The sequence below is a fragment of the Aliinostoc maniaoense genome (assembly GCF_058172895.1).
The window spans coordinates 6,104,352-6,119,028 of sequence record NZ_CP187952.1; the positions used below are offsets into that span (position 1 = coordinate 6,104,352).

13 protein-coding genes are annotated in these 14,677 nt (G+C 40.9%); 8 read left to right on the top strand and 5 right to left on the bottom strand.

The window, feature by feature from the left end:
- Window positions 1-214: 214 nt before the first annotated feature.
- Window positions 215-2,287, bottom strand: a complete 2,073-nt coding sequence (locus tag ACPZ3T_RS26750; RefSeq protein ID WP_490272461.1) for a right-handed parallel beta-helix repeat-containing protein — start codon at window positions 2,285-2,287, stop codon at window positions 215-217.
- Window positions 2,288-2,343: 56 nt separating this feature from the next.
- On the opposite strand from ACPZ3T_RS26750, the gene ACPZ3T_RS26755 reads away from it, so the two are divergent.
- The 4 genes from ACPZ3T_RS26755 to ACPZ3T_RS26770 all read left to right on the top strand — a co-directional run bounded on the left by ACPZ3T_RS26755 (window position 2,344) and on the right by ACPZ3T_RS26770 (window position 7,002).
- Window positions 2,344-3,264, top strand: a complete 921-nt coding sequence (locus ACPZ3T_RS26755) for a histone deacetylase family protein (RefSeq protein ID WP_490272462.1) — start codon at window positions 2,344-2,346, stop codon at window positions 3,262-3,264.
- Between the two features lie 1,043 nt (window positions 3,265-4,307).
- Window positions 4,308-4,445 carry a hypothetical protein gene (locus tag ACPZ3T_RS26760; RefSeq protein ID WP_192881704.1) on the top strand — a complete coding sequence of 46 codons (138 nt, stop codon included), beginning with the start codon at window positions 4,308-4,310 and terminating at the stop codon, window positions 4,443-4,445.
- A 180-nt stretch (window positions 4,446-4,625) separates the two neighbouring features.
- A complete protein-coding gene (locus ACPZ3T_RS26765) occupies window positions 4,626-5,069 on the top strand; it encodes a tellurite resistance TerB family protein (RefSeq protein WP_490277384.1) in 444 nt (147 codons plus the stop codon).
- Between the two features lie 595 nt (window positions 5,070-5,664).
- Window positions 5,665-7,002, top strand: coding sequence for a UDP-N-acetylmuramoyl-tripeptide--D-alanyl-D-alanine ligase (locus ACPZ3T_RS26770; protein WP_490272463.1), 1,338 nt, complete (start codon window positions 5,665-5,667; stop codon window positions 7,000-7,002).
- Between the two features lie 131 nt (window positions 7,003-7,133).
- Here ACPZ3T_RS26770 and ACPZ3T_RS26775 read toward each other — a convergent pair whose 3' ends face one another.
- Complete coding sequence (locus ACPZ3T_RS26775) at window positions 7,134-9,257, bottom strand: hybrid sensor histidine kinase/response regulator (RefSeq protein WP_490272464.1); 2,124 nt, start codon at window positions 9,255-9,257, stop codon at window positions 7,134-7,136.
- Between the two features lie 365 nt (window positions 9,258-9,622).
- Between ACPZ3T_RS26775 and ACPZ3T_RS26780 the strand changes: the two genes are divergently transcribed.
- The 4 genes from ACPZ3T_RS26780 (at window position 9,623) to ACPZ3T_RS26795 (ending at window position 12,619) form a co-directional block, all read left to right on the top strand.
- Window positions 9,623-10,342, top strand: coding sequence for a pyridoxine 5'-phosphate synthase (locus ACPZ3T_RS26780; RefSeq protein WP_490272465.1), 720 nt, complete (start codon window positions 9,623-9,625; stop codon window positions 10,340-10,342).
- A gap of 339 nt (window positions 10,343-10,681) precedes the next feature.
- A complete protein-coding gene (locus tag ACPZ3T_RS26785; RefSeq protein ID WP_490272466.1) occupies window positions 10,682-11,398 on the top strand; it encodes a SnoaL-like polyketide cyclase in 717 nt (238 codons plus the stop codon).
- 117 nt (window positions 11,399-11,515) lie between these two features.
- On the top strand, window positions 11,516-11,845 hold the full coding sequence (locus tag ACPZ3T_RS26790; RefSeq protein WP_490272467.1) for an MgPME-cyclase complex family protein: 330 nt from the start codon (window positions 11,516-11,518) through the stop codon (window positions 11,843-11,845).
- A gap of 123 nt (window positions 11,846-11,968) precedes the next feature.
- Window positions 11,969-12,619 (top strand): hypothetical protein, encoded by a 651-nt coding sequence (locus ACPZ3T_RS26795; RefSeq protein WP_490272468.1) that lies wholly within the window; start codon window positions 11,969-11,971, stop codon window positions 12,617-12,619.
- Window positions 12,620-12,630: 11 nt separating this feature from the next.
- Here the strand turns inward: ACPZ3T_RS26795 and ACPZ3T_RS26800 are convergent, their stop codons facing one another.
- From ACPZ3T_RS26800 to ACPZ3T_RS26810, 3 genes are read right to left on the bottom strand one after another with little or no spacing between them, the layout of a single operon-like run.
- Entirely contained in the window at window positions 12,631-13,863 is a 1,233-nt protein-coding gene (locus tag ACPZ3T_RS26800; protein WP_490277385.1) for an RNA-guided endonuclease InsQ/TnpB family protein, read from the bottom strand.
- A gap of 30 nt (window positions 13,864-13,893) precedes the next feature.
- Entirely contained in the window at window positions 13,894-14,127 is a 234-nt protein-coding gene (locus ACPZ3T_RS26805; protein WP_490272469.1) for a hypothetical protein, read from the bottom strand.
- Window positions 14,111-14,578, bottom strand: coding sequence for a divergent PAP2 family protein (locus tag ACPZ3T_RS26810; protein WP_490272470.1), 468 nt, complete (start codon window positions 14,576-14,578; stop codon window positions 14,111-14,113). Before ACPZ3T_RS26810 ends, ACPZ3T_RS26805 begins: the two co-directional genes overlap by 17 nt.
- Window positions 14,579-14,677 lie beyond the last annotated feature (99 nt).

Below are 14,677 nucleotides of genomic sequence, written 5' to 3' on the forward strand. Positions count from 1 at the left end.
TGGTGTTAAATTTTCTTTCGCCAACCCTTGTATATTGAGGGAAGTATTAGCTCCTCCAATACAGCACCCCTAAAAGCTTTCGGTGCGTTACGGCTTACGCCCAACACACCCTACATATACTTCCGCGTAGCAATATTACATTATGGGATCGGGGGGGGAGCATCGTTACGAATTACGAATTACGAATTACGAATTACGGATTACGAATTACGAATTATTCCTGATTTCCACTCCGTTGTGCTTGAGAAGTTTCATCAATGTGAAACGCTCCTTTGCCATTGCCTGTTAAATCACAGTTCTCAACTGTACCTATACCTCCGTCATGAAGATATATAGCATATTCTTGATTTTTATTAATTTTGCAATCTCGAATGACAGTATTGCTATCATTTCTGATTTCTACACCAGATAAACCATTATTGAATATCGAACATTCTTTAATTGTACCTTTCCCATTATTATCTACAAGGATACCAGCCCCTTTACCATCCCGAATTTGACAATTTTCTAAGAAAGGATTGCCATTTTTGCGAATTTCTAAACCTGCGCCTAAGTTAGTATTAAAAATTTCACAATTGCTGATATTTCCTTGACCGTCTTTATCAATGAGAATACCTCCGTCACGGATGCGACAACGCTGAATGGTGGGATTTCCACCTTCCTGAATGGTAAAACCTGATAAATTAGAATTAAATAAATAGCAATCTTCTATTGTGCCTTGACCATTATCGTAGACAAACACACCACTAGCTTTACCATCATGAATTTCGCAGTTACGGACTATAGGGTTAGCAGTGGGGTTATGAATGGCCACACAAGCTAAAGAATCAGAAGTAATATGGCAATTTTCTAAAATCAGTTGTCCTTGAGCAATATCTACAGCGTAGAACTTTTTGTTATTCTTGCCAGCCGTACAACGTAGGGTTAAACCACTAACCTGAGCCTGGTCAGTTTTCATCAAAATGCAATCTGAATTTTCACTTTCAATGACAATATCGGCAGTAGAACCCTCACCAATAATTTGTAGTGGTTTGTTAATCACTAAACCTTCTAAATATAATCCCGGCTTGACGATGATACGGGTGTTGGGTTGAGCATTTTCAATGGCTTCAGTGATACTTTTGTAGTCACTTCCTGCTAATTTAGACACAGTAATAGTTGGTTTATCTTTAGGAATTACTGTATATAAAAGTGCTGATCCCAGTAATCCGACACCACCAAAACCAAGGACTTTAACGAAACGCCGCCTGGGAACTTTTGGGGAATCAAAAGTTACAGGCGGGTTTAAAACTTTGTCAACTTCTGCCAATTTTTGTAAAATTAGCTGTGTATTTTGAGGGCGTTGATTGGGTAAACGCGCCATCATTTGGTCTAGTAAATCTGCAAATTGAGGCAATACGTTAGTATGATCACGCCAGCGTAATTCATCGCTATAAGGATCATAAATGATTGAGTTAGTGGGTTCTTTACCAGTCAGCAAATAAACAAAAGTCCGACCTAAAGCGAAAAAATCCGATTGCTGCACAGCTTGACCATTAATTTGCTCTGATGGTGTGTATCCTGCGGAAACTACCCCTGTGACTTGTCCGATAGGTTGCTTGGCGATGTAGGTTTGGGTAATTGACCTAGCTGTGCCAAAGTCAATTAATGCTAGACGACCATCTGCGCGCAGCATAATGTTAGATGGTTTAATATCGCGGTGAAATAAACCTTGTTGGTGGACTTGCTGAAGAATTGTGACTACTTCTTTGAGCCATTGCAGAGCTAGTTTCTGATCAATAGGTCGATATTCTCGTTGGGTTAAGTACGCGCCTAAATCTAACCCTTCGATTTTTTCCATGACTAGACAGTGTAACGGCTGTTGGCTATTCCTAGGAAAATAGATAAAGTAACCATTAGCTTCTACTTTGGGGATGCCTGGATGATTGAGGTGAATTAAGACTTGTGCTTCCCTTTGAAATAGCTCGATCGCTTTCGGATGATTATTGGTTAAAATCTTGAGGACTTTAGATGTTTGAGTGCGTGTATCATTGACTGCAAAGGTTTTACCAAAGCCGCCACCGCCTAGAATATTCACTACTCGATAACATCCTTCGAGAAGCAACTCCGAGCCACAAGCTTGACAAAAGAGTATATTGTCAGGATTTTGTGGATTGGTACATTGGGGGTTTATGCAGAGGCTCATGGCTTCGGCAGGTAAGGTTTTTATCTGAATAGTGTAACTTTTCTGGTGTAATTCACAAATAAATTTTGTAATAATTTCGTGATTTCCCCCTACAATCCTCAACCCCTACACCCCTAGGGTAGAATGGCATTCAGTATCCTGCTGCCGATGTTATCCCTATGTTGCCAGTCATTTACTCGGATGAGTTTCTAGATCACAAAACTGGAAGATATCATCCAGAAAATCCAGAACGGTTGACGGCGATTGTCAATGGTTTAAAGCAAGCCGCATTTGCACACAAACTTACCTGGAAATTGCCTACTCCCACATCAGAAAATACATCGGTAATGCCGTTTTTACTTAAGGCGCATAGTCCAGCTTATATCAAGAAACTCCAGGAAATAGCGGCTAGTGGCGGCGGTTATTTAGATGGTGATACTCCTGTTTCTCCCCGTAGTTATGATGTGGCGTTGTTGGCGGTAAGTGCTTGGTTGGATGGCATAGATACAATTTTAAGTACAGCAAATCCCGCTTTTGTGTTGTCTCGTCCACCGGGACATCATGCTGAAAGTGATGCAGGGATGGGTTTTTGTTTATTTTCTAATGCCGCGATCGCAGCTTTTTATGCTTTAGCACAACCGGGAATTAACCGTGTGGCTATTCTCGATTGGGATGTACATCATGGTAATGGTACACAGGCGATCGTGGAAATTAATCCCGATATTGTTTACTGTTCTTTACATCAGTATCCCTGTTATCCCGGTACTGGCAGAGCTACAGAACGCGGTTTTCATAATAATGTGTTGAATCTCCCTGTACCTCCCGGTAGCGATATAGCCGTATATCAACCACTTTGGAAAAAAAAGATAGTCCCGTTTTTAACTGAATTTCAGCCAGATTTGCTAATTGTCAGTGCTGGCTATGATGCTAATGCTGACGATCCTTTAGCTAATATCAATTTACAACCTAATGATTATGCTGTATTTACAAACTATTGTTTGGGAATAACCCGTAAAATTCTCTTTGGCTTGGAAGGTGGTTATGAATTTGATGCCCTGACTCAATCAGTCATCGCCACTATTGAATGTTGCTTAGTTTAGTCTGGATATTCTCACAATTGCTAATTCTGGAAAATATTAAGTAATGTTGCGGCTTTACTCAAGATTTCTGTGAGAGTCTGAATCAGGATTCTGTGAAAATCCGGTAATTCAGTGTTTATATTAAGTTGGATTGCAATCAAAGAAGGACTAAAGTCCTGACTACAAACTGCGATTTCTGGCGATTTAGTTACTTGAACGGGGTTTTTACAGCAATTCCTATTAAAATGAGGTACAAAACTAACGCCGTGTGCAACTTTGTCTCAAACCTAACCCCCAACCCCTTCCCTGGTAGGGAAGGGGAGCAAGATTTAAAGTAGAGACGTTGCATGCAACGTCTCTACAGTTGCTGTTCGGAGGTACTCTACGAGAACAGCTTCGCTCTATGGAGAGGGGTTTCAAAAATAAGTTGCACATCGCATGAACTAATGTTTTTAAACGCGGAGGGGCGCGGAGATTGCCCAATTTTATTAGTGGTGTATTCAGTACCTCCGCAGATTAAGAAACAATATATTGTATATAATAATACTTATTTACATTTCTTCATCAAAAGGTGAGTAATTTACTACTATTAGTTTATTTTCCGAGTTTAGCCATTGAAGTTATAAAGAAATTACTAAATTTTTTTAGTAATTTTTTTAAAGTAAATTTCTATATCTATAAATTTTAAATTTCCGTAAATTTCCTGAATTGCATTGATAATCAATTCAGATTTTTTTAGTAGAAAACAGCAATTAAATAAAGTTTAATTGTTTTGAATATATATCCCATAAAAAATTTATATTCGTGATATAGATAACATGGACAACCTTAAGCCAGGTAAAGGTTCTGTACGATAAAGTGGATTTTTGAATTTTTTCAGTATTGTATGCAACTAAATCTAGGGTAATTTCATCGAATCTTCAGAAAGAAAAAATCTTATTGATTGCATCCAAGAGCTAAAGTTTTGTTAAGATGCAAGTGCTAGCAGTTTCCCAACGGAATTTCCAACTCCGCAGGTGGAGAAATAAACATCACTAGCAGCACATAGTTTAAAAGGTGAAGCTATGACCACCTACATTTTCTTTGATGAAGCCCTTCGGATGTTAACCAACGCCTACTTGCTATCAGCGATACTGTTAATTGCAGCATCAGGGATTGGGTTAGCAGTTATTGAAACCATTGAAAAAACAGGACAACGCTAAGTTAATCGGTATTTAGACGCTGCACATCTGAGCCAAACCAGATTGAGTAAAGGTGTTCACTGTCAAAAAATCCTGGGAACACTAAATGATGAAAGTCTCACAGCGTTGCAGGTTGCTGGAAAGGTGAAAAACTGTCAAGTTAACTGTACGCTATTGAGACCCCATCCAGGAGCAATTATGATGAATCTACTAGATACCGTTCTGGACACGGAAATTCCCACTCCAGAAAAACTTAGTCTACCAGCAGCTTTTGTGGCGATCGCGTTACTAGCCACCGTGTCAGATAATTATTTAACTGATGAACAACAGCATTTCATCTCCTGTGCGCTGTCACGGACAAAACTATTGAGAAATTATTCCCAGGATGCTATCCAGAACCTATTGCACAAAAACCTGGATATTCTCTGGCGGGATGGCTTCAATGCCTTATTTAATTTAGCTAAAGCATCTCTACCTTTGGAATTAAGAGAAGCTGCTTTTGCTGTATCTGCTGATTTAGTCTTGGGTCAAGATTCAATCACCGATGAAGAAAAAAACTTTTTAAACGATTTTTATCAAGCTTTAAGTATTTCCCGCGATATAGCAACACAAATTTTACAAACTATGTCAATCAAAAATCAGTGATGAATTGAGCATTGGGCATGGGAAGATTAAATGAGTAATAAGTAATAAGTAATAAGTAATGAGTAATGAGTAATACCCATTAATTATTACTTATTACTTAAAGACAGCACCAAGGCTTTTGGTGCGTTACTGCTTACGCCTAACACACCCTACTAGCGTGACAAGGCTAAAATAGTGCATTAAAGGTAGGTTGGGTAGAACGGAGTGAAACCCAACACTTTCAGGATTCTGTTGGGTTTCGTTCCTCAACCCAACATACGCCTAATCCATCATTTTAGGCTTGTCAGTCCACTACATATACTACATATAAGTATAAATTGCCGTAACGCACCATAATCACACGGTGCGTTACGCGTTGCTTTAACGCACCCTACAATTTAAGCTTTACTGGTAACAGAGATCCTTAACTTTGGTTGTCGGTTTATCTGATGACTAGTAGGATTATGAACTAATCCCAAATAGCATATATACTTAAGTGTGCCAAAGGAGTTTATCTTCTTTGGCATTACTTTGATTTTGAGGCTGGGACAGCAGAGCAGATTTTATCCTAATCCCCAGTCCCCAGTCCCCAGTCCCTAATCCTCAATCCCTATTTATGTCTGCTACCATCACCCAATTAGTTGAAGTTCTTTTAGCGCAACCGATAAATTTAAGTGCGGCGGATTTAGCACAAGTCAGCAGTGGTATACAAACAGATAGCCGCATCATCAAACCCGGTGAAGTTTTTGTAGCTTTACGAGGAGAAAAGTTTGATGGACATCAATTTGTCCCGACTGCGATCGCTCAAGGTGCAATTGCTGCTATCGTTGATTTTGACTACGAAAATCCGGGATTGCCTGTATTACAAGTTCACAATACCCTAGAAGCTTATCAAAAAATTGGGCGATGGTGGCGCGATCGCTTTCATATACCTGTAATTGGGGTAACAGGTTCTGTAGGTAAAACTACTACCAAGGAACTCATCGCCGCAGTTTTGGCGACACAAGGCAAGGTTCATAAAACTTTTGGTAATTTCAATAATGAAATTGGTGTACCCAAAACTTTGTTAGAACTAAATTCAACCCACGACTATGCTGTAGTGGAGATGGCAATGCGGGGAAGGGGTCAAATTGCTGAACTGACAAATATAGCGCGTCCCACAATTGGCGTAATTACCAATGTCGGGACAGCGCATATTGAGTTACTGGGTTCAGAAACAGCGATCGCACAGGCAAAATGTGAGTTATTAGCGGAAATGCCCCAGGATAGTATTGCTATTCTCAACCACGACAATCCTCTACTACTAGCCACGGCGGCGCAAGTTTGGCAGGGTAAAGTCTTGACTTATGGTTTGTCTGGGGGAGATATTCAAGGCTTACTCATCGATAACAATACTATAGAAGTAGCAGGAATCCAATTACCCTTACCTTTGCCCGGTCGTCACAACGCTACAAATTTCCTAGCCGCCTTAGCTGTAGCCCAGGTATTAGGCATCGATTGGTCAAGCTTCAAAGACGGTGTAATTGTGAATATGCCCACAGGGCGATCGCAACGTTTTAATTTACCCAACGATGTGTTAATCTTAGATGAGACTTATAATGCTGCACCAGAAGCTATGGTAGCAGCATTACAATTATTAGCAGACACCCCAGGAAAACGAAGAATTGCTGTCTTGGGAGCAATGAAAGAATTAGGAGAGCGATCGCAGCAACTACACCAGCGAGTCGGTGAAACAGTACGAGACTTAAAATTAGATGCTTTGTTAGTGTTAGTTGACGGACAAGATGCCGAAACCATAGCCAAAAGTGCCGATGGCATCCCCTCAGAACACTTTACCACCCACAGCGATTTAGTAGAAAGATTAAAGACATTTATGCAACCAGGCGATCGGATATTATTCAAAGCCGCCCATTCTGTAGGATTAGATCGGGTAGTCATTGAGTTGTGTAAATAGGGGCATGAATCAATTCAAAATTCAAAATTCAAAATTCAAAATTAAATAGTTTTACTCCCCCTGCGTGCGTCTTGTCTCCCTTGTCTCCCTTGTCTCCCTTGTCTCCCCTAAACCCCTACACCCCCACACCCCTACTCCCTAACAACCAACCGACAGACAGCAGCCACCAACTCTTGAGCATTCAGAGGCTTGGCTAAGTGGATTTGATAACCGGCGGCGAGTGCTTGCTGTTGATCGTATTGTCTAGCAAAAGCAGTTAAAGCGATCGCGGGAATTTCTCTATTTTGTTGTGTGGAATTTCTCAGTTGTCGCATCAACATATAGCCGTCCATCTCTGGCATACTAATATCACTAACTAATACATCCTGCCCAGATGTCGCTAATGTTTGTAAGGCTTCTGATGCCGAAGCTGCCACAGTGACATCAGCACCTTCTTCCTGTAAGACAAAAGCCAAAAAATCTCGTGAATCATAGTCATCATCAACGATTAACACCTTCACACCAGTTAGGGATAAGGGTTTAGTATTGAATGATAATAAGTGATTATTTTCATCCCTCACATCCAAATTATTCTCTGGAAGTAACGGTAATCGGACGGTAAATTTTGCTCCTTGTTCTTCTCCTATACTTTCAGCTTTGACTGTTCCACCGTGAATTTCTACAATTTTGCGGACAATTGCCAATCCTAATCCCAAGCCGCCAAATTTGCGCGTAGAACTGCTATCAGCTTGACGGAAGTAATCAAAAACGTAGGGTAAAAAATCTGCACTAATTCCTTTGCCTGTATCAGTTAAGACAATCTCTGCATAATCATCAACTTGGCTTAAGTACACCTCTACCTTTCCTCCCCTGGGTGTAAATTTCACGGCATTGGAAAGGAGATTCCAAACTACTTGCTGTAAACGAGCCGCATCACCCATGACTGGCCGCAAGTTTGGTGTAAAGATGGTTGTGATCTCAATTAGCTTAGTTTCTGCGGCTAAACGCATAGTTTCTAGTGCTGCCAAAACTACAGTTTCTAAGTTGACTGTAGTAACATTCAGCACTAATTTGCCTTGTAAAATTCTCGAGACATCTAGCAAATCTTCAATCAGTTGCACTTGTAATGTCGCATTACGTTCAATTGTGGCTAAAGCTTGTGCTGTTCTTGTCTCATTTAAACTACGACTTTGTAATAATTTAGACCAACCTAAAATGGCATTTAACGGAGTGCGTAATTCATGGGAAAGTACAGCCAGAAATTCATCTTTCATGCGATTAGCTTTTTCAGCTTCAGCCCGTGCCGCTTGTTCCAATTCCAGTAATTTTGCGCGTTGTTCGAGAATTTGTTTTTGCTCGTGAATATCTGTACAAGTACCGAACCATTTTACAACATGACCCTGTGGATTTTTGAGTGGTAAAGCTCGTGCTAACTGCCAACGATAAGAATTATCACTTGCCCGTTTAAATCGATATTCGTTTTCATAAACATCGCCAATGTTAACAGCATTTAACCAAACTTCATAGGCTCTATTCACATCATCTGGATGTAAAGCTGCTACCCATCCAGATCCTATTGATTCTTCTAATGTTAATCCAGTATATTCACACCAATTTTGATTAAAATAATCAGTCTCACCCTGAGCATTACTAGTCCAAACGAGTTGGGGAATTGCTTCCGTCAAGTAACGATAGCGTTCTTCACTTTGTCTAAGAACTTCTAAAATGCGCTGACGTTCAGCAATTTCCTGTTGTAATTTTTCGTTGGTTTTAGTAATTTCATGAGTACGCAAGGCAACTAATTCTTCTAAATGATTCTGATATTTTCTGAGTTCTGCCTCTACTCGTAGTTTTTCAGCAATTTGGATTTGTAGTTGTTGATTTGCTTGTTCTAGTTGAGCAGGACTTGGAAGTGCTAAAGCTTTTGGGACTAAAGGAACTAATTCAATAGCTGTAATTAAAGATATTGTGGCAGTGACCGCTTTGACAAATCCTGATAGCCAATAGGTAGGATACCAAAGTGTCCAAATCTCTAAAAGATGAGTTGTGCCGCAAGCTACGATAAATCCACTAAATAATAGAAATATCCAATGAAAAGGCAAATCCTGCCGTTTACGAACAAAATAGAAAAGTGTGGCTGGAATGGAATAATAAGCTAAGGCAATTAGCCCATCAGATATGATATGTAGCCAAACTAATTCTGTTTTCCATAAATAGCAGTGTCCATGAGGGATAAATGTCCCTGAGTTAAAAAAGTAAGTCCACAATTGTGACATGATGTGTCAGGTGACAGGTGATGTTAAAAGCAGGGGAGGAGGTTAGCAGGAGAGCAGGGGAAGCTCTAGACTAACAATTTCCGTAGGTTTTAAACCTTATGTTTTAAATAAACAATTCTATATCTAATTATCAGGCGATCGCTGTTTTTATCTACAATACTAAGCCTAATATTTCTTCTTACCATAGGTGGAAAATCAACTTTTGGTCATGCCAACCAAACTCTGAACACAACCACTAGTTTGCTTGATTTTTTCTGCTTAATCCTATTCTATGCTGAGAAAGTTGGGGATGCTTGATCATTAATTTTGTTCACAATCTCAGGTAAGATAAATTCCTGTGAAGCTTGGATAGGGAGATACAGGGGTTGCCTACACTTGGTGTAAACATAGACCATATTGCCACCATTCGCCAAGCGCGGCGGACGGTAGAACCAGACCCGGTGGCGGCGGCGGTGCTGGCAGAATTAGCCGGTGCTGATGGAATTACTGTGCATCTGCGAGAAGACAGGCGGCATATTCAAGATCGGGATGTGCGTTTATTGCGTCAAACAGTACGGACGCACTTAAATTTAGAAATGGCCGCTACAGAGGAAATGTTGGGAATTGCCCTTGACATTAAACCCGATTATGTGACCTTAGTTCCCGAAAAGCGGGAAGAAGTGACTACAGAAGGCGGTTTAGATATAGTCGGGCAAATTGCTAGAATAGGTGAGATAGTCACTAAATTGCAGGGTGCAGGCATTCCAGTGAGTTTGTTTATTGATGCTGAACCTGCACAAATCGAAGCTTCTGTCAAGGTGCAGGCAAAGTTTATTGAACTACACACTGGTAGATATGCAGAAGCTAGAGATGAAACGAGTCGTCATCAAGAGTTAGCTGTGTTAGCTGAAGGATGTTCACAAGCCATTCAAGCTGGCTTGCGAGTGAACGCCGGTCATGGGCTGACTTACTGGAATGTATATCCGGTGGCTGCATTGCCAGGGATGGAAGAGTTAAACATAGGTCATACCATCATCAGTCGGGCTGCATTGGTGGGGATGGAAAGAGCCGTTCGGGAAATGAAGGAGGCAATTTGTAATTCGTAATTCGTAATTCGTAATTCGTAATAGCCTAAGGCAAGGCTTGCGCCTACGTAATTCGTAATTCGGATTGGTGATTTCTTTGTTTTTTCCCGTTTTCACAACAATTAGGGGCGGTTGCACGATGAATATTTCGCTCAACTTCCCCTACAGAGTCTAAATTGATGTGGAAAAATCCGGGGTAAACTTACCCGTTGCTATTTAGATGGGTTTTAACTGAGGGGTTTTCACTGCGGAATCTGGAAAATCTTGGGTTTGTACCAGGCTTGGGAACATAGTTCTGACAAGTCAGGATACTTACCATCAATGGTTTTCTCAATTGTGAATTGTGAATTTTAAATTGTTATGAGCGCAACACAATCTAACGAGCTTCCGCTTTGGGTACAAGATAGAGAAACAGTTATTGCTGAAAGCACTGATGTTCAGTGGCGTTATGATGCTCCGCCAGATTATTCTCGTTCCAATGAGAATTTAGCTCAAGAGAGTACACGCAATCATCTTGAGGGTACACTGGAGGCGATGGTTCAAAATTTAGTCAGAACCTTTGAAATGGAGGTTTCTTTCAAAGCTGATCCTCAGCAGTGGTTGTCAATTGTCAATGACCAATTTCGTATCAGTACCAATGGGGGACAGCAGTTTACAGCAGCAGATGTATCAGCCCAAGGTACTTATAATTTATTCATGGCTAATTCTGAGCATTACAAAGCCTCTGAAGAAAGCTTTGAATCATCTGCTAAACTCTTTCACACGACATTTCCCCAAGGTTTCCCTTGGGAAGTTCTGGAAGTTTACTCAGGCCCACCTACTGTTACCTTCAAGTGGCGGCACTGGGGACATTTTCGAGGGGCATACAAAGATTATGCACCTACAGGAGAAACTGTAGAAATTATCGGTTTGAGTGTTGCTCATGTCACCGATGACTTAAAGATTATTTCTATGGAACACTACTTTGACAACACCCTGTTTTTAGAAAAGTTAACAGGTGGTGGTAAAGTAGCAAGTGAAACTCAACAACAGGGTTGTCCTTTTAGTTCTTGGTTTAAAAAATCACCCAAGAACTAAGCTAGTTGTGAGTGCTGAGTAGTCAGTGGTGAGTGTTGAGAGTTGACTCAGCACTCATTTTTGAGCATTGAGTAAGCGTAAGCTTTAAAATAATGAGTTAGTAATTACAGGATGACAATGCAAACATATTATTACGTTTTAGCCAGCCGTCGCTTTTTGTTGCAAGAAGAACCTATAGAGGAAGTGCTGAAAGAACGGACTCGTCATTATCATGAACAAGAAAAAGAAATTGATTTTTGGTTAGTTCCACAACCAGCTTTTTTAGAAGCACCTGAGATGGCTGAAATCAAAGCTAAGTGTCCTCAACCGGCAGCTGCGATTATTTCTACTAATTCTCAATTTATTACTTGGCTGAAACTGCGGCTAGAATACGTGATTACAGGAGAATTTGTAGCTCCTTCGGAAACAATTCCTAATGCTATAGCATCTCTTGCTCCAGTATCTTGAGAGATTAGTTAATCATCATGAGAGACGTGATCAATCGCGTCTCTACAAGATGCAATAGTAAGCAGCTTGTTTACTATTAACTAGTAACTAATAAATAAGAAAAATTTTAAACAAAATTAACTTATGCGTCCCAATTCTGTGCAGAAATTTGCCACTCTATCCAGTGTATTCGGAATAGCGATCGCAGGTGCAGGTTTAATGGGCAGCATAAATCCCGTAATTGCCCAAACAGCCTTGCCTGTGTGTCAACCGCCCACTGCCGGGGAGTATCTGTTGCTGGTAGTCAGTCCCACAGCAGAAAATCAGAAACAGTTACGCAACGCTTTACCCACTCAAATTAAAGCTACTACCTGTAAGTATTTGACCGAGACAGTAACACGCATAGGAGGATTTAGCAGCATTGATGATGCCAACCGTTGGGCTAGGTATATCAATACTATTGTCGGTTTGTCTGCCATTATTACCACTAGACCAGGGCAAGCAGTCCAACCGCCACCCCAAATCACTTATAATCCCCAAATGTTGGGGCAGGGTTTTGCTGTCTTAGTCGATTATTTCAACCGTCCAGAACTCGCAACCAGTTTACAGCAAGCCGTTGGTGGTAATGTTGGTCTAGCATCCTATGGACAGAAACCCTATTTGCTGGCAGTGTATACCACTAACCAACAAGAAGCTTACAACACATTACAGAAACTTAACGATCGCGGTTTTTTTGCTGTCCTAGTAGATAGCCGTAAAGTTATGTTACTGCGATCGGTTGTTAGGGTAGATTGACACTCCCCAGCCTAAAGGCGTGGGGATTCTACATTCACAGACTCGCCGTTAGACGACAGGCCGCGGCCAATCGCCCAAGAGGGTAAATCTCCTGTAGCGTAAGTTCCGGTATGCCCTACCGTACTGAGTCCTCGTCTCAAAATGTTGATTGCTGCGTTGATGTCTCTATCTTCCACATATCCGCAATGTGGACAAACATGAGTCCTTGTAGACAGAGATTTTTGTACTTTCTCACCACAGTTAGAGCAATTTTGGCTTGTATTACAGGGAGGAACAGCAACAGTTACTTTCCCATATTTCTGACCAAAATATTCTAACCACTCTCGGAAAGTTGACCAACCAGCATCAGAGATTGATTTTGCTAGATGTCGATTACGTACCAAACCCTTGACATTCAAGTCTTCATAGGCGACCAAATCGTTAGATTGGATGACGGAGTATGCTAATCTCTTGCAATACTCTTTTCGTTGCCTACTTACTCTTAAATGCTTACGGGCATATCTATTTCTAGCTTTGTGGTAATTGTTGGATTGCCTGGCGCGAGCTTTCTTCTTTTCTTGGCTGAACTTCTTAGACTTTTTGCGATTTGCACGGTTTAACTGTTTTTCTGATTTGCGGTAGAACTGGGGGGATGGTTCTACATTGCCTCTATTATCAGCAATGAAATACTTCAATCCCAAGTCAATACCCACTAATTGATTTGTAGGTTGACTTTCTATCCTTCCATCAATATCAATTGCAAATTGAGCATAATACCCATCAGCACGACGCACCAAACGGACACGCTTAATTTGCTTGATGTCGTAGTAATTCAGGTCGTAAGTCCCCTTTAATTTCAGAGTTCCAATCCCTTTCTTATCTGAGAAAGTTATTGACTTACGATTAAGAGTTAACTTCCATCCCGTTGATTTGTATTCAACTGAACGGCAGTTTTTCTTAAATTTAGGAAACCCCTTTTGACCTTTGACCTTCTTTTTACAGTTATCGTAAAACCGAGAAATTGCACTCCAAGAACGTTCCGCCGCCGATTGTCTAGCCATTGAGTTGAGTTCGTCAGCAAAAGGAAATTGCGCCGCTAATACAGCACAATATTTATTCAATGCGTACTTATCTACCTTTGAATCCTTGTTATCCATCCAATAGCGCAAGCACTTATTTTGAATGAATTGGCTGGTACGAATTGCTTCATCTATTGCCTGATATTGCTTTTCTTTACCCTTAACCTTAAACTCGTAAACAATCATGGGTATCGACCAATTAACCACATACTTATGCTAACACAAAAAGCATAAAGCTGTCCTAGAAGCGATGCACTGAGTGCTACACTGAGCTTGTCGAAGTGCTTGCCGAAGTGGACGGGGTTTTAAACCCAAATTTTCGATAACGCCCCTGCTCTCCCAAGTCAAAAGTCGTTTTCCTACCATGTCTCCCTTGTCTACCTTGTCCCCCTTGTCTCCCTTCCCTTCCCTTCCCTTATCACCCGTCTCCAACCTATTGACTATTAACAAATAAAGACCCAGCTAACAGAGAAATTGTGATTCCTAATGCTGAACCTGCTATGACTTGTACAGGTGTATGTCCTAGCAATTCCTTGAGGCGGTCTTGATTAAAGTCTGGTTTTTCATGAAATAATTCATCAATCATTTGATTGAGAATACGGGCTTGCTTACCGGCGGCTTGACGAACTCCGGCTGCATCATACATGACAATAATGGCAAAAACTGTAGCCAAGGCAAAGTCAGGGGATGCCCAACCTAGGCTTTGTCCAACACCGGTGGCCAAAGCTGTCACCAAGGCTGAATGCGCGCTTGGCATACCTCCAGTAGTTACTAAAACCCGGACATTCAGTTTACGGTGTTGTACTAGCTCAATTAGCAACTTCAATGCTTGAGCTAAAAAACAAGCTAGAAGGGCAACCAGCAGCACCCGGTTGTCTAAAATTTTGCCTATGTCCTGCATGGTCTTGTGGTTCGATTAGTCAGTATTAGCAGTAGTGTGTTTTCAGGGTTAGTTGTTGAGATGCAACCCAAAATATACAAAATATAAAATTCATTACCC